Raw genomic sequence first — 21,406 nt, 5'->3', positions numbered from 1 at the left:
AATATGACATTAAATGCCTTCAATCATAAATGCTGCAAATACATATACTGTCATCAAAGAAGCCCACACGGACAAAGCGTCCGCATGGGTATCCACTAACATTACCAAATACGAACTCGTTCTTCTGGCGGAAGATACAAATCATCGCCAGGTTGCACGTTAAAGGCTTCATACCAAGCATCGTGGTTTCGTGGTGCTTGCGCACGGTAGCGTCCCGGTGCATGTGTTCCACCACGTAACTGGTTCAACATACTCTCTTCGGTCCGCTTTTCACGCCACACTTGCGCCCATGCAAGGAAGAAACGCTGATCGCCAGTTAGGCCATCAATAACCGGTGCTTCTTCACCATTTAAGCTTAGTTTGTAAGCGTGATAAGCCATAGACAAACCACCTACATCACCAATGTTTTCGCCTAAGCTGTTACGACCATTAACGAAGTTACCTTCAATCGGCTCGTATTGATTGTATTGCTCGGCCAGCATATTGGCTTTTTTCTCAAACGCAGCGCGGTCTTCGTCAGTCCACCAGTTACGCTGAATACCCTTGGCATCAGACTTAGAACCCTGATCGTCAAAACCGTGGCCCATTTCATGACCTATAACCGCGCCAATTGCGCCATAATTTACTGCGGCATCAGCATTAGGATCGAAAAACGGTGGTTGGAGGATAGCAGCAGGGAATACAATTTCGTTAAACGAACTGTTGTAATACGCGTTAACACGTTGTGGCGTCATGCCCCAACGCTCACGGTCGGTTTTTTCTAGCTCTTTCGCAATACCTTCAGCTTTGAAAAACTCTCTAAGATTACGCACGTTTCCTAGCAAGTCATCACTGTTGATAGTTAACCCGTCGAAAGATTGCCATTTGTCTGGGTAGCCAATCTTAGGGCGAAACGCCATCAGCTTTTCTTTCGCATTAACTTTGGTGTCTTCACTCATCCAATCTAGGTTATCGATACGTTCGTTCAGTGCCGTGCGTAAATTTTCAACCAGCTCGGCCATTTGTGCTTTCGAACTTTCAGGGAAGTACTCAGTAACGTATATCTTACCAATGGCAAACCCTAAAGATTCAGTACCAGCCATTTGGCTTACGGCACGCTTCCAGCGAGGGCGAGGCTCCTGCTGACCACTTAACGTTGTGCCATAGAAGTCAAAGTTGGCCAAATAAATATCTTCTGATAGTAGACCCGCATTGTTTTTAATAGTGTGGTAAGTCAGGTAAGCCTTCCAGTCGTCTAGGCTGGTTTCATTGATAATATCTATGACATCATTGATGGGTTCAGGCTGGGTGATATTAAGTTCAGGGGCTTTAAAGCCGGTTTGCGCTAAAAAAGTATCCCAATCGAATTGAGGATAAGCATCGGTAAGTTTGCTGCGCTCAATTTGATTTAATGTCAGGTCGCGGTCGCGGCGTTTTTCACGAGGCCACTGAATGTTTGCTATTTCGGTTTCAAGTTGAAGAATAGTGGCAGCTTGCTCAGCGGCATTTTCTACGCCTGCAAAGTTCAACATCTGTTCGATGTGAGCAAGGTAAGCTTCACGAATTTTTACGAACCTTTCGTGATCGCTTATGTAGTAATCGCGATCGGGTAAGCTAAGGCCGCCAACGCCAACGCTAAGTTGGTACTCATTCGGATCTAAACGGTTGTACCACATGCCCGTATCAATAGGGGAACTCGCACCGGTGAGCCAACTTTTACCAAATACTTCAGTTAAGTCTTTGGTTGACGCAATAGCATCAATAGACGACAACACATCAGAAATCGGTGTAAGTCCTTTTTCGTTAAGGGTTTCTACATCCATATAAGACACAAAAAAGTCATGAACTAGCTGCTCATCAGCGTTCAAGTCTTCTTTTTCCATTAACCCGTCAATAATATTTTTGACCTGTTCTTCACTGCGCTCAGCAAGGGCTGTGAAGGCACCGAATCGGGTTTTGTCAGCAGGAAGCTCATAATTGTCGTACCACGTACCGCCAGCGTACATGAAGAAGTCGTCGCCAGGTTTAACGGCTTCGTTTCGGGCAGATAAGTCTACGCCAAATGAACCTAGTTCAGCTTGACCTTGCTCTTCTTCCATTGCCATCTTGTCAGCAGCTTGTTGTTTATTTTGTTCTGGCTGACCACAGCCAGCTAAGCCTAGCGATGCTGCTATGGCTAGCGCGAGTAGTTTTTGTTTCATATCGTTTTCTCATTATGATTATTCACCGCTAACAAAGGGTTAGTGGTGTTTGTCGTTTTAAGGGTAGGTGTTATATCGTTATTAAAAGGTAAAACATCTTGGGCTTGATTGAAATACGCAACAATATGTGCTGATTCTTGTTGTAAAAATGACGCTACAGCATCATGAAAGGGGGCCGAAAACAATTGATGTTGCGACTGGCAATAAATAGGTTCAAACCCCCGAAGAATCTTATGCTCGCCTTGAGTGCCAGGGTTAAAAAGTGGAAGCTTTTTCTCTATCGCAAACGCAATGCCTTCAAAGTAACAACACGCAAAATGTAGTCCGCTGACTTCCTCTAATGCCCCCCAGTATCTGCCATATAAACCCGAGTCATCATAAAAAAACAACGCACTGGCCATCGGGCAATCATGCTTAAACGCAGTGACAATAAGCATATTGTTGGCCATGGTATCGCGCAACTGATGAAAAAATGCCTCATTCAAATAGCCTGTGTGGCCGCTGCGTTTTAAATACGTTGCTTGATAGCACTGCAAAAAGAAATCGAGTACCTCATCGGTAATTTCATTCCCACATAAATGTCGGTAGTGAATGCCTTGTTCTACAAGCTTACGTTGCGTTTTTTTCATATCTCGACGTTTGCGTGACGTTAGCGCATTTAAAAAACTGTCGAAACTGGTGTATTCGTAGTTGTGCCATTGAAATTGAACGGCGTAGCGTGTGAGCAGATCTGAATGGGTACCGAGTAATTTTTGGGTGCGTGCATTGGTAAATAGCCAATGACAGGAAGAGATAGTTTCTTCGCCCATGGATTGCACAGCTTGGGAAATAAGGGCTAAAAGCGCGCCACTAAATGGCGCTTCTTCGCGAGTTAATATTCGTGAACCAGTGACAGGGGTAAAAGGAATAGCGGAAACCCACTTCGGGTAATAAGGAATACCGTGCTGGTGGTACGCATTTGCCCATGAATGGTCAAACACGTATTCGCCATAGCTGTGGGTTTTTAAATAACCGGGAATAATGGCGATTACCGTACTTTCATCTACCGTACTTTCATCTGATCCAGAGAATAGTTCTTCGTTAGACGAGGCTTGATCATTTGCAAGGGCTTGTTCAGTTATAAGCGATTGGTCAGCTACAGCAGCTTTTTCAATGACAAGGTGTTGCGGTATCCAACCAGAAGCTTCATTGCAGCATCCACTTTGTTCTAACGCATTTAAAAAGTCGTAACGTAAGAAAGGGCCTTCGCCTCTAGCAAGCGCATCCCATGTAGCTTGGTGAATATCCGCCACCGCATTAACTACTTTTACCTTATATTCCATGCTCACGTTTACTTTATTCACTTTCGTTCTACGACGCTAGAGATTACCATTAATAGTAATATAACGAGATTGAAAAGTATTTTAAGAAGGTTTCGATTAATAAAATGTCAGAATTTGACAGAAAATTCATTACCGACGCGATTACCCGCATGCTTGCACGACGAGAGCATAGCTTTTCAGAAATTTGCCGCAAGCTTTCCCAAAAAGGCATTGAAAGTGAGGCTTTTATGCCTGTGCTTGAAGCCTTTCGAGAAGCAGATATTCAAAGTGACGAGCGCTTTGCTGAAAGTCGCGCCCGCGCTTTGTATATGAAGGGTTCTGGCCCTAGAAAAATTAAACTCGATTTGCAGCAATACGGTGTTGATGAAATTGCGGCTGAACGTGCCCTTGATGAAATAGAACCTGATTGGTTCGAAAAAGCGAAATGGGTTAAAGATAAAAAGTTCGGGCCGTTTCAAGAAACCGATTTCAAGCTGCTGATGAAGCAAAAGCAGTTTCTTCAATACCGTGGTTTCTATAGCGAACACATCGAATTTGCCGTTAAGGGTGAATAAAAATCGCATAAAATTCATTTATGCCCTTTATAACGGGTATAAAAGGGCTTATTTATAATGCTAGAGCAGGCTATGGGCTTAACAAAAAAGCGCTAACCATGGTATTGTTGCGCACATCCGTGCGAGGGTATGAAATGCATAAACAACTAGGCGGTTATTAGTAAGGTTAATCTTAGAAAAGTTAATCTAACGATTAATCGGCCAGTAGCATCAATCTCGCACATTCTCATTCAATGTATTAAGGAAGTTAGGTTTTCAATGACATTATCAACTGCTGACTTACGCCAAAAGTTTAAAGATTATTTCAAGAGTCATGGTCACCAGCCTGTGGCTAGCTCGTCTCTCGTACCAGCAGATGATCCAACCCTTCTTTTTACTAACGCGGGAATGAACCAGTTTAAAGATACGTTTTTAGGTGCGGAAAAACGCAGCTACACACGTGCGGTTTCTTCTCAGCGCTGTGTTCGTGCTGGTGGTAAGCATAACGATTTAGAAAACGTTGGTTATACCGCCCGTCACCATACTTTTTTTGAAATGCTAGGTAACTTCAGCTTTGGTGATTACTTTAAAAAAGAAGCCATCGAATTTGCGTGGAATTTCTTAACATCAGAAATAGGCCTTCCAAAAGAAAAACTACTGGTTACGGTGTATTCAGAAGATGAGGAAGCCTTTGATATTTGGGAAAACCACATTGGTATACCTAAAGAGAAGATAATCCGCATCAGTACATCAGATAACTTCTGGTCTATGGGTGACACAGGGCCATGTGGTCCGTGTTCAGAAATATTTTACGACCACGGCGCCCATATTTGGGGCGGTCCTCCAGGAACACCAGAAGAAGATGGCGATCGTTTCATCGAAATCTGGAACCTGGTATTCATGCAGTACAACAAGCAAGCTGATGGCACCATGGACCCATTGCCTAAGCCATCTATCGATACCGGTATGGGGCTTGAGCGTATTTCAGCTATCTTGCAAAACGTGCACAGTAACTACGAAATCGATTTGTTCCAAAACCTCATTCAAGCGGCGGCTACAATTGTAGGCACTGAAGATTTAGAGAATAAATCCTTACGGGTTATTGCCGATCATATTCGTTCTTGTAGCTTCTTAATTTGTGATGGTGTGATGCCATCTAACGAAGGCCGAGGCTATGTACTTCGTCGTATTATTCGCCGTGCTGTACGTCATGGTTACCAGTTAGGTGCTAGCGATATTTTCTTCTACAAACTGGCTGCAGCACTTAGCAAAGAAATGGGTGAAGCATACCCAGAGCTTGTGGACCAATTACCGGTAGTTGAGAAAGTACTACGAGTAGAAGAAGAGCAGTTTAGCAAAACCCTAGCCCGTGGTATGGCGATGCTAAACGATACGCTAGAAACCCTTGAAGGTGACACTATTCCAGGTGACGTGGTGTTTAAGCTTTATGACACCTACGGTTTTCCTACCGACCTCACCAACGATGTTGCCCGTGAACACGACCTTAAAATTGATATGGAAGGCTTTGAAAGTGCTATGCAGGCGCAGCGCGCCCGTGCGCAACAAGCCAGTAACTTTGGCGCCGATTACAACAACACGCTTGCGGTTGACCATACTACATCTTTCACTGGTTACAGCGATGTTGAAGGCGAAGCAAACATTGTAGAGCTTATCGCAGATAATGCCTTTTGTGAGCGTTTAGAAGACGGTCAAGAAGGAGTAGTGATATTAGATCAGACGCCTTTCTACGCTGAAAGTGGTGGTCAGTCTGGTGACAAAGGTGTACTGCGTGTTGTGAATGGCGAGTTTATCGTTACCGATACTCAAAAAATGGGTAATGCTTTTGCTCACAAAGGAAAAGTAAAAGGGACTATCGCAAAAGGTGATCGTGTTACTTCTGCTATCGATAATTCAAACCGTGATGCTGTGAAGAAAAACCATAGTGCGACTCACTTACTTCACGCTGCACTTCGCGAAACCTTAGGTGACCATGTCACGCAAAAAGGATCGTTAGTAGAAGCACAGCGTATGCGTTTTGACTTCTCTCACTTTGAAGCAGTAACACCCGCCCAGCTTATTCAAGTTGAGCGTAGAGTTAACGAAGAAATTCGTGCAAACCATGCGTTGAAAACCCAATTGATGGATTTGGATGAAGCCAAAGCATCAGGCGCAATGGCGTTATTCGGTGAAAAATACGACGAGAAAGTGCGTGTAGTGACTATGGGGCCTTTCTCTGTAGAGCTATGTGGTGGAACCCATGTTAACCGTACTGGCGATATTGGTTTGTTTAAAATTACCAGCGAAGCGGGCATCGCATCAGGTGTACGCCGTATAGAAGCGATTACCGGTGAGCAGGCGCTATATTATGTTCAAGACCAGCAAGCGACGCTGACAGAGCTGTCTAGTTTGTTAAAAACCGATACGCAAAACTTGGTTGAACGTGTGACTGCGGTACAGACTCATACTAAAGAACTAGAGAAATTACTCACTTCTGCGACACAAAAACTGGCGAGTCAGCAAGGTGCTGATATGCTTAGTAACGCTATTGAAATAAATGGTGTAAAAGTACTTGTAGCTAAGTTAGAAGGTGTTGAAGCGAAATCACTGCGTTCAATGATGGATGATATTAAAAACCGAATTGGCGAAGGCATCGTAGTACTAGGTGTGGCAAGTGAAGATAAGGTGAATCTTATCACTGGGGTGACGAAAAACCTTACCGGTAAAGTGAAAGCAGGAGAACTGGTTAACTTTATCGCCGCGCAAGTTGGCGGAAAAGGGGGAGGTCGCCCAGATATGGCTCAAGCGGGTGGCGATAAGCCAGAGTGTCTAGGCACAGCGTTAGATTCAGTTAACGCTTGGTTAGAAGATAAGCTATAATCAAATCTGAAACTTGCAGTGAGTTTTTGAAGTGACACAGAAACATGGAATCACTGTTGCTACTGTCGGGTCGTGCCGATATGTGGCGGAGTAATTAAGGATATGTTCAGTATTAAGGAACAGGAGCAAGCGAATGCTTATTTTGACTCGTCGAGTTGGTGAAACACTTATGGTTGGTGATGATGTAACTGTCACTGTACTAGGAGTGAAAGGGAATCAGGTCCGAATTGGTGTGAATGCACCGAAAGAAGTTTCTGTGCACCGTGAAGAGATTTATATGAGAATTCAAGCTGAGAAGGGTGGACAACCTGGAACGGCTGAGTAATCAAATCTCTGCACAAAAATCGGTCAGCTCATGCTGGCCTTTTTTGTTTTTGGGACTTTTTTAAAATTAATTTTAAAAAAATGAGCTTTTTTTCGATATTTTTTAAAAAAGTTCATTTCGCGTTAGTGCGTGCAATCTTAAATTAACCCGCTAATATTTGATTATAACCTAACCAAAACACAGGTTTTTTGTACGAATCGTACAAAATGACAGCGAGTAAACATTTTTATCTAAAAAAGGTTTGACTCCGGCCAGTGAATCCGTAAAATGCGGCACCACTTAAGGAGAGGTGGGTGAGTGGCTGAAACCAGTTCCCTGCTAAGGAACCATACCTAATACTGGTATCGAGGGTTCGAATCCCTCCCTCTCCGCCATTGTTCGTTGATGGTGTGACGGTCAACAAAAGTTTTATTGCGCGTGTGTAGCTCAGCTGGATAGAGTACCTGGCTACGAACCAGGCGGTCGGAGGTTCGAATCCTTCCACACGCGCCACTTCTTTTAAATGCGTCACCTTTGGGGGTAACACCTTAAAGTAAAAAAGTTTACGCGTGTGTAGCTCAGCTGGATAGAGTACCTGGCTACGAACCAGGCGGTCGGAGGTTCGAATCCTTCCACACGCGCCATATAAGAAAACCCACCATTTGGTGGGTTTTTTTATTTCTACTGATTAATTTGCAGATCTGCACAAATTGCTTCAACCCAACTATACACTTTAGTCTCCTATCTCTGCGTTGTACTACCCCCTGTTCGGATTATGGACTACCATTTCAGTACAGCAGTTTCTTTATGAAGGTGTAGTACTCATGTCACTTGCAACAATAACATTTCAATTTTTAGCTGAGCCTACCGACGTGAACTTTGGTGGTAATGTTCATGGTGGTGTGGTGATGAAGTGGATAGATCAAGCGGCTTATGCCTGTGCGGCGCAGTGGTCGAAGAAATATTGTGTGACTGTGTCAGCCAACGGAATTCGGTTTATTAAACCAATTAAAGTGGGGCAGTTGGTAAAGTTAACGGCTTCTATTGTACACACGGGCACATCTAGTATGCATATCTATGTTTCTGTTAGTTCCGGAGAGGCAACAGAAAGCAAGATGACAGTCGCCAATCGTTGCTTTATCTCCTTCATGGCGATTGATCAAGAAGGTCACCCAGTTGCTGTACCTTCTTACACTCCTCAAGATGAGCAAGACTTCCAATTAGAACTCGTTGCCATGCATGCTAAAAATTTTGCTAAACAGCTTGATGTTGACTTCACGGAAACCACAGGTGTTCATTAAGGGTCTCTTTTTGAAAAAATATCCAAAGAGGTAGCATAAATAGTTAGTTTGCTGATATTTAGCAGCATAAATCGTGATTTTCTATGCAGTTAGATTGCTTTTTTGTTGTGTTTTATACCCTCACATGATACTTATTCCTCATCAAAATATTTGAGGATTCGCTATGGGATCAGAATCAGTTACCAGTTTGCTGCTTGAAGCCGGCTCACTAATGCTCATAGGAATGGTATTTGTTTTTTCATTCTTAGCATTGTTAATCGTTGGAATTCACCTAATTGCAAAATTTTGTGAAGCATTTCCAGGCGAAGCCGCACCGCAGTACGCTGCACCCCGAAGAAAAGCGGTTCAAGCTGGTGTCGATGGTAACGTTGTTGCTGCTATCACCGCTGCTGTTCATACTCATCGTCAAGCCAATAAAAATTAATTAAACAAATCATTCAGGAGTTACCATGTCTAAGCCACTGGCCTTAACCGAGCTAGTCTTGCGTGATGCCCATCAATCGCTACTTGCTACGCGTATGCGTATAGAAGATATGCTGCCTATTGCCGAAAAACTTGATAAAGCAGGTTTTTGGTCTGTTGAATCTTGGGGCGGGGCGACATTTGATTCCTGTATTCGCTATTTAGGGGAAGATCCTTGGGATCGCATTCGCCAGCTTAAAACGGCAATGCCAAACACGAAGCAACAGATGTTGTTGCGTGGTCAAAATTTATTAGGCTATCGCCATTACGCTGACGATGTAGTGACACGCTTTGTTGAGCGTGCACATGAAAATGGGGTTGATGTATTTCGTATCTTCGACGCCATGAACGACATGCGTAATCTGAAAACAGCGATTAAAGCCACCGTCGACAGTGGTGCTCATGCGCAAGGTACAATCTCTTACACCGTGAGCCCAGTGCATAACCTTCAGCTTTGGCTAGATATGGCCAAGCAACTAGAAGATATGGGGGTTCACTCTATTTGCGTAAAAGATATGGCGGGGCTGTTAAAGCCTTACGACTGTGAAGCGCTAATTACGGGTTTAAAAGAAACCGTCAGTGTGCCTATTGCTATGCAGTGTCATGCCACTACAGGGTTAAGCACGGCGACTTACCAAAAAGCCATTGATGCTGGCATCGATATGCTTGATACCGCCATTTCTTCAATGAGTATGACATACGGTCACACCGCAACTGAAACCATGGTGTCTATTGTTGAGGGCACAGAACGAGATACGGGTATGTCATTACCCGATCTTGAAGAGATCGCCAGCTACTTCCGTGGCGTGCGCAAAAAATACAGTAAATTTGAAGGTAGCTTGAAAGGGGTTGATGCCCGTATCTTACTAGCTCAAGTACCTGGCGGCATGTTAACCAACATGGAAAGCCAGTTAAAAGAGCAAGGCGCTGAAGATAAGTTTGAAGAAGTGCTAAAAGAAATTCCTCGCGTACGTGAAGATTTAGGCTTTATTCCTCTGGTTACCCCAACGTCGCAAATTGTAGGTACGCAGTCTGTATTGAACGTACTCACCGGTGAGCGTTACAAGAGTATCACCAAAGAAACGGCGGGTGTCCTTAAGGGCGAGTACGGTGCAACTGCCGCGCCAGTAAATAAAGCACTACAAGAACGCGTGTTAGATGGTGGGCAACCCATTACCTGTCGTCCGGCAGATAATATTGCACCTGAACTAGACAGCCTTGAAACAGAGCTTACTAAGTTAGCATCAGAGAAAAGTATTACGCTATCAGATACTAAGATTGACGATGTGCTTACTTATGCATTGTTCCCACAAATTGGGCTGAAGTTCCTAGAGAATCGTGGCAACCCTGACGCATTTGAACCTGCGCCTGGCACTGAAGCTGATGTAGCATCAAGTGTGCCAGCGGCTGCGCCCGTTTCAGCTACCGGCGCACCAGCGGCCTACGATGTAAAAGTTGAAGGCAAGGTATACCATGTTGAAGTAGCAGCATCAGGGGAGTTATCTAGTATAACCCCAGGTCAGCCATCTACAGCAGCGCCAGCGGCTCAGCCGGCATCCTCATCCAGTAGTGAAAGTGCGCAAAGCATTAACGCACCGTTAGCCGGTAATGTGTTCAAAATACTAGTTCGTGCTGGCGATGTTGTGAATGAAGGTGATGTGGTTATTATTTTAGAAGCCATGAAAATGGAAACTGAAATTCGCTCAGCTGTTTCCGGTACCGTTAGTGAAGTACTTGTAGGTGAAGGCGATGCCGTAGCCAGTGCTCAACCACTTATTGCGCTGGGGTAATTCATGGATAAGTTGATGGTGCTGTGGGACAGCACTGCACTGGCGCATTTTGAGTCAGGCCAGTTAATCATGATGGCAGTAGGTTTCCTGTTGCTGTTCTTAGCGATTGTGAAAAAGTTTGAACCGCTGTTGTTAATCCCTATTGGGTTTGGTGCCTTATTGACCAATATTCCATTAGCCGGGTTTTCAGAGGCGGGAGGATTGCTCCATTACATTTACGCTATCGGTATAGACACTGGGGTTTTCCCGCTGCTTATCTTTATGGGCGTGGGCGCAATGACGGACTTCAGTGCGTTAATTGCAAACCCTAGAATGTTACTTTTAGGGGCGGCTGCGCAATTCGGTATTTTTGCGACCTTGTTCGGTGCTATTGCGCTCAACATGATCCCTGGTTTTGAGTTCACTCTCAAAGATGCCAGCGCGATTGCTATAATTGGCGGTGCTGATGGTCCAACGGCTATCTTTTTAGCTTCTCGATTAGCGCCCGATTTATTAGGTGCTATTGCGGTTGCTGCTTATTCATACATGGCGCTGGTACCTATTATTCAGCCTCCAATTATGAAAGCGTTAACTAGCAAAGAAGAACGCACCATAGAAATGGCGCAATTACGCCCTGTATCGCAACGTGAGAAGATTATCTTCCCACTGGCTACACTATTCCTAACTATCTTGTTTTTGCCTTCAGCAACGCCTCTAGTGGGTATGTTTTGCTTTGGTAACTTACTGAAAGAGTGTGGTGTTGTAGATAGGCTTAGCAAAACGGCACAAAACGAGCTGATTAACATAGTTACTATTTTCTTAGGGCTAGCGGTAGGTTCAAAGCTATCTGCAGACAAATTCTTAACCGTTGAAACCTTGGGCATTCTTGGGTTAGGTGCAGTAGCGTTCGCTATTGGTACTGCAACTGGCGTGTTAATGGCTAAGCTAATGAGCCGTATGAGTGGTGGAAAGATAAACCCACTGATTGGTGCCGCTGGTGTATCGGCTGTTCCAATGGCCGCAAGGGTTGTGAATAAGGTTGGACTTGAGGCAAACCCTCATAACTTCTTATTGATGCATGCAATGGGGCCCAATGTGGCAGGTGTGCTTGGTTCAGCAGTTGCGGCAGGTATCTTGCTGGCGCTAGTAGGCTAATGCGTTAGCCAATTTATTTAAATTGGCGACAGGGCGAGGTTTAATAAACCCGTTTATTTAAAAACTAAAATGCGGCCTCTTCACTAGGCCGCATTTTTTGTTTTTGCATAAAGCGCATGTGAAAAGCGTTATAATAATAGGGTCAGAATCGTTTTAAGGTTGCTTTAAATCAATTTCCAAGCATCTTGAGATTAACGTTAACTAGCTGATAGTATTGCTCGTAATTAACGACTGATAAGCCACTATGAGTTTTTTAGTAATGGCATGCTCAGGCCAACGAAAAATCGTTTCGGTTTTCCCTTCTTCCACAATATTGCCATTTTCCATCACAATAACCCGATCGGCGATATGTCGAACTATTCCCAAGTTATGGCTAATGAAAATAAACGCCAACCCCATTTCCTGTTGTAGCTTCAAAATAAGGTTTACCGTTTGAGAGCGTATAGATGGGTCTAGTGCCGCAAACGGTTCGTCAGCAATAAGGACTTTCGGTTTCAATATTATGGCGCGTGCAAGAGATACACGCTGCTGTTGGCCATCAGATAGCATATGACGATAGAAATAATAATGCTCGCGTAACAAACCCACTTTTGTCAGCATTTCTTCAATAAGAGATTTACGTTCCGCTTCCGTTAAATCTGTGTTTAAACGAAGGGGTTCGTCGAGTACTTTTCCCACGGGCACAGAAGGGTTCATCGACTCACTACTGTGTTGCAATATCATGCGGATATCATGGGTGCGCTTTTGCTGATTGTTGTGTTGATTGTATTTCGCTAAATATTTGTGACTATTAAGCTCAATAACCCCTTCATCAGCAGGAATAGCGCCTACCAGTAATTTGGCTAACAATGACTTACCTGCGCGGTTTTCACCAATAATCGCAATGGTTTCACCACGCTGCACAGTCAGGTCGATAGGCCCCAGTTCAAATATTTCGGGTTTTTTTAGCCAACGTTTCTTGTCGTTATGCCTAAACGTTAAGCCATCTACCTGCATAATATCTGTCATAACTTCTCCATATGCAGCGGGTAGTGGCAGTTATAGGTATGGTCGTGAATGTGCCTTACTGCAGGTCTGGAAACACAGGCACGCTGCGCGCGAGGGCAGCGTGGGCCTAACCGGCATCCAATAGGCAAATGCTGCAACGTAGGAATAGAGCCACCTAGTGTCGGTAATTGTGATTTTGGCGGTAAATCTTTTCTGAAGCTCGGTGCGCTGTCCAACAATGCCTTGGTATAAGGGTGAAGCGGGCGTTTCTTAATATGCTTCATTTTACCCGACTCTACCGTTTGCCCTGCGTAAAGCACCGTCATGGAATGAGACATACTGGCGATTGCTAGCAAATCATGACTCACAAACAATATGCTTAACGAACGGGTTTGGTTTAAACGCGTAAATAACTTAAGAATTTGCGTTTTAGTGGTTGGCTCCATTCCACGGGTGGGATCATCTGCTATTAATAGTTTCGGCTGAGATACCAACGCCATGGCTATCATGAACTTTTGCCCAATATCACTGGGAATTTGGTGTGGGTAGGCATTTAAATAATGTCTGTGTTGCTTTATTCCTACCTTGTGTACTGTGCTTATGGCTATGCGTTTTCTGTGCTGTGCACGTTGCCAAAACCAGTAACCTTCTACAAATTCATCGGGAATACTTTCTTCAAGCTGTTCACCTAATGTGGCAGAGGGGTCTAAGCTGGTTTGTGGGTTTTGGAATACCACGGCAATATCTCGGCGCATCACTTCTCTGCGCTGGTATTTAGACATACCTAATAGGTTTTCGCCTTTCCAGCTCATGCGATCTGCGGTCATTCTCCACTGCGAGGGCAGGGCACCACAAATGGCAGACACGATTAAACTTTTTCCCGAGCCAGATTCACCCACAAGGGCTCGAATTTCACCTGTATTAACGGTTAAGTTAACCTTGTCTAACGCCTTAATAGTGGTGTCGCCATCTACCATTTCTAGGGTCAAATTTTTAATATCTAGCATAGGCATATTAGTGGCTCACTCTTTTTCTGAGTGCAGAACGTAGACCGTCCCCCACAATATTTATCGACAACACCAATAAGAAAATGGCAATGCCAGGCAATGCTACATTCCAAGGTGCAAGGTAGGCCACATCAAGACCATCGCCCAAAATAGCCCCAAGCTCGGCGAGTGGTGATTGTGCACCTAAATTTAAAAAGCCTAATGCAGACACATCAATCACCGCAATCGACAGTGCCACAGTGCCTTGTACCACAAGCATTTCTGTCATGTTAGGAAGAATAGAATGCACGAACAGTTGCCATCTATTTGCGCCATCTAATTTCGACGCCATAATATATTCTTTTTTCATTTCAGCTCGCACAAAGGTGCGTGTACGGTGAACAAATTGTGGAATGAGCGCTAGAGTAATCGCCCACATGCTATTCACCAACCCAGTTCCGAGAATAGCCACGATAATAATAGCGATTAGCAGGGTTGGAATAGCCATTAAGGCATCTAGCAAGTGATTCACTATACTTGAACGCACGCCCCGCAACATGCCTGCAAATGTACCAATGCTTACGCCAATCAACATGGCTAGCACCACCATAAGAAATCCCGAACCTAATGTAGTGCGGCAGCCGTAAATAATACGAGAGAAAACATCTCGTCCGAGAGGGTCGGTGCCAAATAAATGGGTTATTGAGCCACTACTTTCCCAACTTGGGGGAATAAGTAACGCGTCTATATTCTGTTCTGCAGGGTTGTAGGGCGACACCACCGGTGCGAACAGCGAAAAAATGATAAAGAAGCCAAGCAAAATAAGACCAACAATTGCAATGTGACTGCCACGGAAAGCTGCCCAAGTGCGTTGCCAGGGAGACGGATGAAACTCCTCTTCGTATAAACTAAACTGTGGCACGTTCGTACTTTTCTCGGCTAGGATCGATAATGCGGTTAAACAAATCGACCATAATAGTTAACGTAATAACGAGCGTTGATACCGCCAACATTCCTACTCGAAGCGCAGGGAAGTCTCGTTGATAAATTGCTTGAATTAACCAGCTACCAATCCCTGGCCATGAAAATAAGGTTTCTACTATCATGGCATTGGTGATGAGCGTGGTAATTTGGATTGCCATTAAGGGCAAAATAGGCAGCAACGCATTACGTAATACATGCCTAAAGAAAATCTGCCATTCAGACACACCTCTAGAGCGCGCGGCCACAATATATGGGCGGTGAATAACATCAATAACCGAACGGCGGGTAATACGCACCATTGAAGCGGTTGTAATTGCCCCAATTGCCAGTGTAGGCAATGCAAGATGTGAAATGGCATCACGGTAGGCCAGTCCATGGTCAATACCCTCTGCCAGCATAATATCAATAAGCACAAAGCCGGTAACCGGTTCAATATCGAACAATAAACTAATCCGACCCGACAAAGGCGCGATATCAAGGTGTAAGCTAAAAAACAGGATTAAAATGAGTGCTAACCAAAAAACAGGGAATGAGTAGGTGGTTATGCTTAAAGCATTAATGGTGTGGTCGGTAGTAGAGTAACTTTTCAGCCCAGCGTAATATCCCAACGGGATGCCTATGAAAAGCGCCATCAGCATTGCATAAGTGCTTAGCTCGATAGTAGCGGGCATAGCGATGCCAATTTCTTCTCGAAGGGGCAATCCTGACGCTAGGCTGTAACCCCAATCTCCTTGTAGTAACGACGATAAATAGTAAAAAAACTGTACTATATAGGGTTGGTCTAGGCGAAATTGGCGCATAAGCGCCTCACGCTGAATCTCATTCTGCGGCACAATGCCGGTAAGGTTTTCTAATACATCACCGGGAAACAGATACACCAGCGAGAATGACATGGCGGTCAATACTAAAAGGGTTAAAATAAATAACACACCGTATCGAGATAATATTTGAATCACAGTGATTTACCTACTCCGCCAAATCTAACGCCGCCAAAGGGGTTAATGGTCATGCCCTCAAGCTCATTTCTATAGGCTTGATAACGATAAGCGTGGGCAATAGGCACCAACGGCAATCGTTCGTAAAGCAGTCTATTGACTTGCTGATAGATTAAGCGCCTGGCCTCAAGGTCTTCTGTCTGCAAGGCTTTATCTAAAAGTTCGTCATAATCGCTGTCACACCACATAGCGCGATTAGTACCAGAGGGAATGGCGCCACAACTAAGTAATGGTCGATAAAAGTTATCAGGGTCGCCATTATCGGCAGACCAGCCTATTAATACAGAGTCGTGTAGGCCTTCTTGCAAGTGACGTCTAAACGTTGCCCAGTCGTAACTAACAATAGTGGCGGTAACACCCACCTCACGTAAATATCGTTGAATAAGCTCTGCCATCTTAGCTGCATTAGGATTATAAGCGCGTTCAATGGGCATAGCCCATATGGTCATGGTGAACCCAGGCTCCACGCCTGCATTTTCAAGTAGCTTTCTCGCTAACACAGGATTGTAAGCTGTATCATCTGCATCGTTTTGAAAGGCCCAACTAGCGGCGGGTAGTAATGTTTTAGCGCGGGTAGCACTGTCGAAATATACCGCTTCTAACAAGGTGTTTTTATCGATAGCCGCGGCTAATGCGCGCCTAACATCCGGATTGTCAAAGGGAGGGCGCTGGGTATTAAATGCCCAAAAACCTACATTCAACCCTGGCTTTTCAGCCAGTAATAAGTCGTCACGGGAACGGATAATTTCCAATTCTGTTTGGGCAGGAAAAGCTGTAGCGTCACACTCACCGGTCATTAACTTAGCCAGCCGCAATGAACTCTTTGGTGTGATGTCATAAATTAAGCGTTCAGCATTATCTTGCTCACCCCAATACGTTTGGTGACGTTGGTAACGAATGTAGTGATCTTTACGGTAGTTTTCGAATTTAAATGGGCCTGTACCAATAGGGTATTGGTCAATTCGATTGGGCAAGCCTTGTTCTAACAATGCTTCACCGTACTCTTGCGACAACATCACCGAAAAGTCAGTAGCTAAATTAGCTAAAAAAGAACTGTCTCGACGTTTTAAATTTATCTCTACTCGGTATCCGTTTAATCGCTCAACTGAAGCAATATTTTGTGCCAGCCCCAAACTTTCAAAATACGGGTAACGCCCGCCAGACACGTAATGGTAAGGGTGCGAGGTAAGTCGCCATCTATCAATACTAAAAATGACATCATCGGCATTAAAATTTCTGCTGGGCGTGAAATAGCTGGTGGTATGAAACTCTACGTCTTTTCTGAGTTGAAAAGTGTAGGTTAAGCCGTCATCAGATACTAACCAGCTACTGGCCACGCTAGGTATAATACGGCCAGAATCAGGATCGAAATCTAACAATCTGTCATACAATTGATGCGATGACGCATCGGTTGTAGTGCTAGATGTATCTAATTGAGGATTAAAGGTAACTGGGTTGCTTTCAGAGCAATACACTAAACCGCTATTATAAAATGCATGTTCATCTTGTTTTGAACAGGCCGCTACCAGTATTACCATAACAACAGTAAAGGCAGCATAAAAAAGCGGTTTCACAGGCATTCAGTTAGCACTCCATCGATTCAGGTGAAGAGTCTAACAGGTTGTATTTTTTTAGATAACCTCGAAGTTGATGATAAGTGAGACTAAGTTTCTCAGCAGTCTTTTTCTGATTGAATTGGCTGTCGGATAACGCTTGCTTAATCATGTCAATTTCGTATTGCTGAGAGCGGTCTTTTAAATCAATTGGGTATTCTACCGTATCGGGTTTTAACGAGGGTAACACCGCAGGGGATGAATTCGCAGCAGGTTCATTATTGTTGGCGTTAATTTTAGCTATACCCTCTACATTGGCACCTACTGTATTAGATGGCAGTGTATTAGATGGCAAAGTCGACTTTGCTTCAGACGTACTTGAGGTTCTGTCGTTTGTTTTAATACGAGAGGTGGGTCTGAATAAAGATTCAAAGGGGTCGAGAACAATGTCGTGTACCGGCAAATGTGGATTGTTCGTTCTATAAACCGCACGTTCAACCACGTTTTTAAGCTCTCGAATATTCCCTGGCCAATCGTAATCAAGCAAGGTGCGTTTTGCTTTTTCAGTAAAACCGCTAAAAAGCTCCATTTCCATTTCTCTTGCCATGCTAATGGCAAAGTTCTCAGCAAGCATCATGATATCATCACGTCGCTCTCTTAAAGGAGGGATGGTAATAACATCGAAAGCGAGCCTGTCGAGTAAGTCAGCACGGAACTCCCCCGCGTCAGCCAGGGCAGGTAAATCTTCATTTGTAGCGGCTACTAAGCGTACATCGGTTTTAACCGTTTTGTTACCGCCCACACGTTCAAATTCGCCGTATTCCACTACCCGTAATAACTTTTCCTGGATTAAACCAGACGTGTTCGCCAGCTCATCAAGAAACAAGGTGCCATTGTGGGCAATCTCAAAACGTCCTTCTCGGCGTTTTGCTGCGCCTGTAAATGCACCAGCTTCGTAGCCAAATAGCTCACTTTCCAATAAGCTTTCGTTTAGTGCGGCACAATTGAGCTTAACGTAATTTTGATCCCAGCGCTTAGACAGAAAATGTAAACGTGCTGCTATAAGCTCTTTACCGGTTCCGCGCTCACCAATAACCAATACGGGTTTATCCAGTGGTGCTATTTGTGAAATTTGTTCTAGCACTTCTAAAAAACTATTCGCTTGGCCTAGCAAATTATCCTGCTGACGATACCTACTCATTAAATCCCTCAAATATTAGTCATTTCGACCAATTAATAGTGTAGAGTAAAAAAACTTGTTGTTCGAGCATTATTTAAACTAAACGAATATCTTTTAAAATTATCAAGTTAGGGTATTTTAAAAAACTGGCAAGCATATTGAATAGTCTTATTACAAGTTTAACTTGGTACAACCAGTTTTCGACTATGAGGTAATTATTATGGGTATCTTCTCGCGTTTCACTGACATTGTGAATTCGAATATTAATGCGCTTTTAGATAAAGCGGAAGATCCGGAGAAAATGGTCCGGTTGATTATTCAAGAAATGGAAGACACATTAGTAGAGGTGCGCTCGGCATCGGCTAAAACGTTGGCGAACAAAAAGGAAATTGTAAGCCAAATTAATAAATATGAAGCAGACGCTAACGATTGGCAGGCGAAAGCGGAACTTGCGTTAAGCAAAGACCGCGATGATTTAGCCCGCGCAGCATTGCAAGAAAGAAAGAAATCAGCAGAAGCTGCTGAAACATTGACTAACGAGCTAACGGTTGTTGAACAGCAAATTAGCAAGCTTCAAGATGAAATTGGTCAGCTTCAAGACAAGCTAGCTGATGCGAAGAGTCGCCAGAAAACGATTATTATGCGTCAGAAAACAGCGAGTTCACGTTTAGAAGTGAAACGCACGTTAGATAGTACAAAAGTAGATTCAGCCATGGGGCGCTTTGAACAATACGAGCGTAAGATTGATGATTTAGAGTCGCAGGTAGATGCTTACGACCTAGGTAAGAAAACCTTAAATGATGAATTTGCAGAATTAGAAACGGGCGATAAAATAGACGAAGAGCTAGCTGCGCTTAAAGCGAGAGTGAAAGGTAACACTAGTTCATCTTCAACATCAGAATAATAATTATAGGTAGTCTGCCTTGCTTCTAAGCGCATAGCACTGAGCGTATTACACTAGGTATTTAGTGTTAGGGGGCTAGGCAGGCTCATCGGGGTTTATTGGAGGTATTTACAATGGATGAAGGTATCATTGCAATGTTGGTAATGCCCTTAGTCATCTTTATGATTTTTGTGGCGCCGATTTGGTTGATTTTACATTACCGAAGCAAAAAACAAGTTAATCAAGGTTTGAGTGTTGAAGAACAAGCTTCACTACAATCACTAGCGGAACAAGCTGAAAAAATGAGTGACAGAATTCAAACCTTAGAGGCTATTTTAGACAGCGAAGCCCCAGAGTGGAGGAATCGCGCATGAGAAACGGCAAGCAGTTATACCGTGATACAGACAACGCAAGAATAGCGGGTGTATGTTCAGGAATAGCGCACTACTTTGGTTTAGAGACATGGTTAGTGCGAATTCTAGCGGTGACAGGCTTCTTCTTACTTGCAGGTCCATTCATGTTTGTTGCTTACATCGCTGGCTGGTTTATCTTAGATAAAAAGCCTTTAGGTGATGTTTCAGAAGAGCAAACCACTGTGCATCAAAGCCGCGGTAAGGGTTGGAAAAATGCAAACGTGGCAGCCAATAAAGAGAGTCACAAAGTGGAAGTGAAAACAAAAGTTTGGCAGGCTGGTGAGCCACCTAAACAGGCATTTCACGATATTCGTAATCGCTTTCAAAAATCGGAAATACGACTACGTAAGATGGAAACGTATGTGACCTCAAGGGAATTTGAACTTAACCGAGAAATCAGTAGATTGTAGGTAAGTATCGTCAAAACACATTTGCTAGCGACACCCCGATAAAAGCAAGCCGCTCTTTTTTAAGAGCGGTTTTTTGTATGTAAAGCATTGTGTTATGTGTTTTTGTAAATTATTTGTTACGGCATGCCTATTCTGCAAGAACGGGTGAACACTTCCTGTTAGCGCGCTTTTCATTAGACTATTTGGCAGAAGTCAGTCACTGAATATGTCGAAAGTAGTTATGGCAAAATCTAGCGTTTACCAATCAAAAGCCTCGGACAGTAAAGGCGTGATAAACTGGTCAGAAGAAGAAAATCAAATTTGGGCAGCGTTATACGCGAGGCAACTTCCGTTATTGAAAACCCGGGCCTGCGCACAATATATGGATGGGTTGTCGTTACTGGCACTGCCTGATGATCGCATTCCTCAGCTACCAGATATCGATAAAGTATTGTTAGCGCAAACCGGCTGGAAAACCGCCGAGGTTCCCGCACTCATCAACTTTGGTGAATTTTTTAGATTACTAGCCAACAAGCAATTCCCTGTTGCAACCTTCATTCGCTCGAAAGATGAATTTGATTATCTTCAAGAGCCGGATATTTTTCATGAGGTTTTCGGTCATTGTCCTTTGCTTACGAACCCAGCCTTTGCGCACTTCACTCATACCTACGGAAAACTCGGTTTAGCGGCGAGCAAAGAAGACCGAATCTATCTAGCACGACTTTATTGGTTCACGGTTGAGTTTGGGCTAGTTCGAAGTCAAGCGAATCCAGAAAAGCTGGAAATTTATGGCGGTGGTATATTGTCTTCCCCGGGTGAAACGCTTTATGCATTAGACAGCCACGAGGCAATTAGAAAACCGCTTACAGCGACAGATGCGCTACGAACTCCATACAGAATTGATATCATGCAGCCCTTGTATTATGTACTTCCAGACTTCGATTATCTGTTCGAGTTGGCTGATATGGATATCATGAGCCTAGTGAATAAAGCGAAAGGGCTCGGGCTATATCCGGCCTTATTCGACGCCAAAAAGCAGGCTTAAGTTAACATTTTGTTACAGCGCTGCATGGTCGGGGGAAACGTATTCACACCTTGCGCTGCGTGGAACCGCTTTAAAAACCAGTCTTTCA

19 protein-coding genes and 3 tRNA genes are annotated in these 21,406 nt (G+C 44.0%); 14 read left to right on the top strand and 8 right to left on the bottom strand.

Annotation, left to right across the window (positions count from 1 at the left end; all coding sequences use genetic code 11):
- Positions 1 to 101: 101 nt before the first annotated feature.
- Positions 102 to 2,180 carry a M13 family metallopeptidase gene (locus tag AV939_RS09815; protein WP_061997614.1) on the bottom strand — a complete coding sequence of 693 codons (2,079 nt, stop codon included), beginning with the start codon at positions 2,178 to 2,180 and terminating at the stop codon, positions 102 to 104.
- On the bottom strand, positions 2,177 to 3,523 hold the full coding sequence (locus AV939_RS09810) for a GNAT family N-acetyltransferase (protein ID WP_231751185.1): 1,347 nt from the start codon (positions 3,521 to 3,523) through the stop codon (positions 2,177 to 2,179). Before AV939_RS09810 ends, AV939_RS09815 begins: the two co-directional genes overlap by 4 nt.
- Positions 3,524 to 3,606: 83 nt before the next feature.
- Between AV939_RS09810 and AV939_RS09805 the strand changes: the two genes are divergently transcribed.
- The 10 genes from AV939_RS09805 (at position 3,607) to AV939_RS09760 (ending at position 11,903) form a co-directional block, all read left to right on the top strand.
- Positions 3,607 to 4,056, top strand: coding sequence for a regulatory protein RecX (locus AV939_RS09805; protein ID WP_061997612.1), 450 nt, complete (start codon positions 3,607 to 3,609; stop codon positions 4,054 to 4,056).
- 258 nt (positions 4,057 to 4,314) lie between these two features.
- Entirely contained in the window at positions 4,315 to 6,912 is a 2,598-nt protein-coding gene (gene alaS / locus AV939_RS09800; RefSeq protein ID WP_061997611.1) for an alanine--tRNA ligase, read from the top strand.
- Between the two features lie 133 nt (positions 6,913 to 7,045).
- The gene (gene csrA / locus AV939_RS09795) at positions 7,046 to 7,237 is read left to right on the top strand and encodes a carbon storage regulator CsrA (protein ID WP_013785064.1); all 192 of its coding nucleotides are present in this window, start codon (positions 7,046 to 7,048) and stop codon (positions 7,235 to 7,237) included.
- Positions 7,238 to 7,520: 283 nt separating this feature from the next.
- Positions 7,521 to 7,611: transfer RNA gene (locus AV939_RS09790), tRNA-Ser, on the top strand.
- A 41-nt stretch (positions 7,612 to 7,652) separates the two neighbouring features.
- Positions 7,653 to 7,729 (top strand) — tRNA-Arg (locus AV939_RS09785).
- A 54-nt stretch (positions 7,730 to 7,783) separates the two neighbouring features.
- Positions 7,784 to 7,860, top strand: a tRNA-Arg gene (locus tag AV939_RS09780).
- 180 nt (positions 7,861 to 8,040) lie between these two features.
- On the top strand, positions 8,041 to 8,517 hold the full coding sequence (locus AV939_RS09775; protein ID WP_061997610.1) for an acyl-CoA thioesterase: 477 nt from the start codon (positions 8,041 to 8,043) through the stop codon (positions 8,515 to 8,517).
- Between the two features lie 163 nt (positions 8,518 to 8,680).
- Positions 8,681 to 8,941, top strand: a complete 261-nt coding sequence (locus AV939_RS09770; protein WP_061997609.1) for an OadG family protein — start codon at positions 8,681 to 8,683, stop codon at positions 8,939 to 8,941.
- 25 nt (positions 8,942 to 8,966) lie between these two features.
- Complete coding sequence (gene oadA / locus AV939_RS09765; RefSeq protein WP_061997608.1) at positions 8,967 to 10,769, top strand: sodium-extruding oxaloacetate decarboxylase subunit alpha; 1,803 nt, start codon at positions 8,967 to 8,969, stop codon at positions 10,767 to 10,769.
- A 3-nt stretch (positions 10,770 to 10,772) separates the two neighbouring features.
- Positions 10,773 to 11,903 (top strand): sodium ion-translocating decarboxylase subunit beta, encoded by a 1,131-nt coding sequence (locus tag AV939_RS09760; protein ID WP_057793242.1) that lies wholly within the window; start codon positions 10,773 to 10,775, stop codon positions 11,901 to 11,903.
- A gap of 201 nt (positions 11,904 to 12,104) precedes the next feature.
- Here the strand turns inward: AV939_RS09760 and AV939_RS09755 are convergent, their stop codons facing one another.
- Genes AV939_RS09755 through pspF form a run of 6 tightly spaced genes read right to left on the bottom strand, consistent with a single transcriptional unit; the run spans position 12,105 to position 18,609 of the window.
- Positions 12,105 to 12,911, bottom strand: a complete 807-nt coding sequence (locus tag AV939_RS09755) for an ATP-binding cassette domain-containing protein (protein WP_057793240.1) — start codon at positions 12,909 to 12,911, stop codon at positions 12,105 to 12,107.
- Positions 12,908 to 13,903 (bottom strand): peptide ABC transporter ATP-binding protein, encoded by a 996-nt coding sequence (locus AV939_RS09750; RefSeq protein ID WP_057793238.1) that lies wholly within the window; start codon positions 13,901 to 13,903, stop codon positions 12,908 to 12,910. Before AV939_RS09750 ends, AV939_RS09755 begins: the two co-directional genes overlap by 4 nt.
- Position 13,904: 1 nt before the next feature.
- Complete coding sequence (locus tag AV939_RS09745) at positions 13,905 to 14,798, bottom strand: ABC transporter permease subunit (protein WP_013785057.1); 894 nt, start codon at positions 14,796 to 14,798, stop codon at positions 13,905 to 13,907.
- Positions 14,785 to 15,816 carry an ABC transporter permease gene (locus tag AV939_RS09740; protein WP_057793236.1) on the bottom strand — a complete coding sequence of 344 codons (1,032 nt, stop codon included), beginning with the start codon at positions 15,814 to 15,816 and terminating at the stop codon, positions 14,785 to 14,787. Before AV939_RS09740 ends, AV939_RS09745 begins: the two co-directional genes overlap by 14 nt.
- Positions 15,813 to 17,435, bottom strand: coding sequence for an ABC transporter substrate-binding protein (locus tag AV939_RS09735; RefSeq protein WP_057793234.1), 1,623 nt, complete (start codon positions 17,433 to 17,435; stop codon positions 15,813 to 15,815). The genes AV939_RS09740 and AV939_RS09735 overlap by 4 nt, the downstream gene beginning before the upstream one ends.
- A gap of 4 nt (positions 17,436 to 17,439) precedes the next feature.
- Complete coding sequence (pspF, locus tag AV939_RS09730) at positions 17,440 to 18,609, bottom strand: phage shock protein operon transcriptional activator (protein WP_057793232.1); 1,170 nt, start codon at positions 18,607 to 18,609, stop codon at positions 17,440 to 17,442.
- 199 nt (positions 18,610 to 18,808) lie between these two features.
- On the opposite strand from pspF, the gene pspA reads away from it, so the two are divergent.
- From pspA to phhA, 4 genes are all read left to right on the top strand, one after another.
- Positions 18,809 to 19,492, top strand: coding sequence for a phage shock protein PspA (pspA, locus tag AV939_RS09725; protein ID WP_057793231.1), 684 nt, complete (start codon positions 18,809 to 18,811; stop codon positions 19,490 to 19,492).
- A 113-nt stretch (positions 19,493 to 19,605) separates the two neighbouring features.
- A complete protein-coding gene (gene pspB, locus AV939_RS09720; RefSeq protein WP_013785052.1) occupies positions 19,606 to 19,845 on the top strand; it encodes an envelope stress response membrane protein PspB in 240 nt (79 codons plus the stop codon).
- Entirely contained in the window at positions 19,842 to 20,294 is a 453-nt protein-coding gene (gene pspC / locus AV939_RS09715) for an envelope stress response membrane protein PspC (RefSeq protein WP_057793229.1), read from the top strand. The genes pspB and pspC overlap by 4 nt, the downstream gene beginning before the upstream one ends.
- A gap of 220 nt (positions 20,295 to 20,514) precedes the next feature.
- A complete protein-coding gene (gene phhA / locus AV939_RS09710) occupies positions 20,515 to 21,318 on the top strand; it encodes a phenylalanine 4-monooxygenase (protein WP_057796296.1) in 804 nt (267 codons plus the stop codon).
- Positions 21,319 to 21,406 lie beyond the last annotated feature (88 nt).

The organism is Alteromonas sp. Mac1 (assembly GCF_001562125.1).
GTDB classification, from domain to species: Bacteria; Pseudomonadota; Gammaproteobacteria; order Enterobacterales; family Alteromonadaceae; genus Alteromonas; species Alteromonas stellipolaris.
Note: the sequence above shows the minus strand (reverse complement) of the source record. Positions and strands in the feature narration are given on the sequence as shown.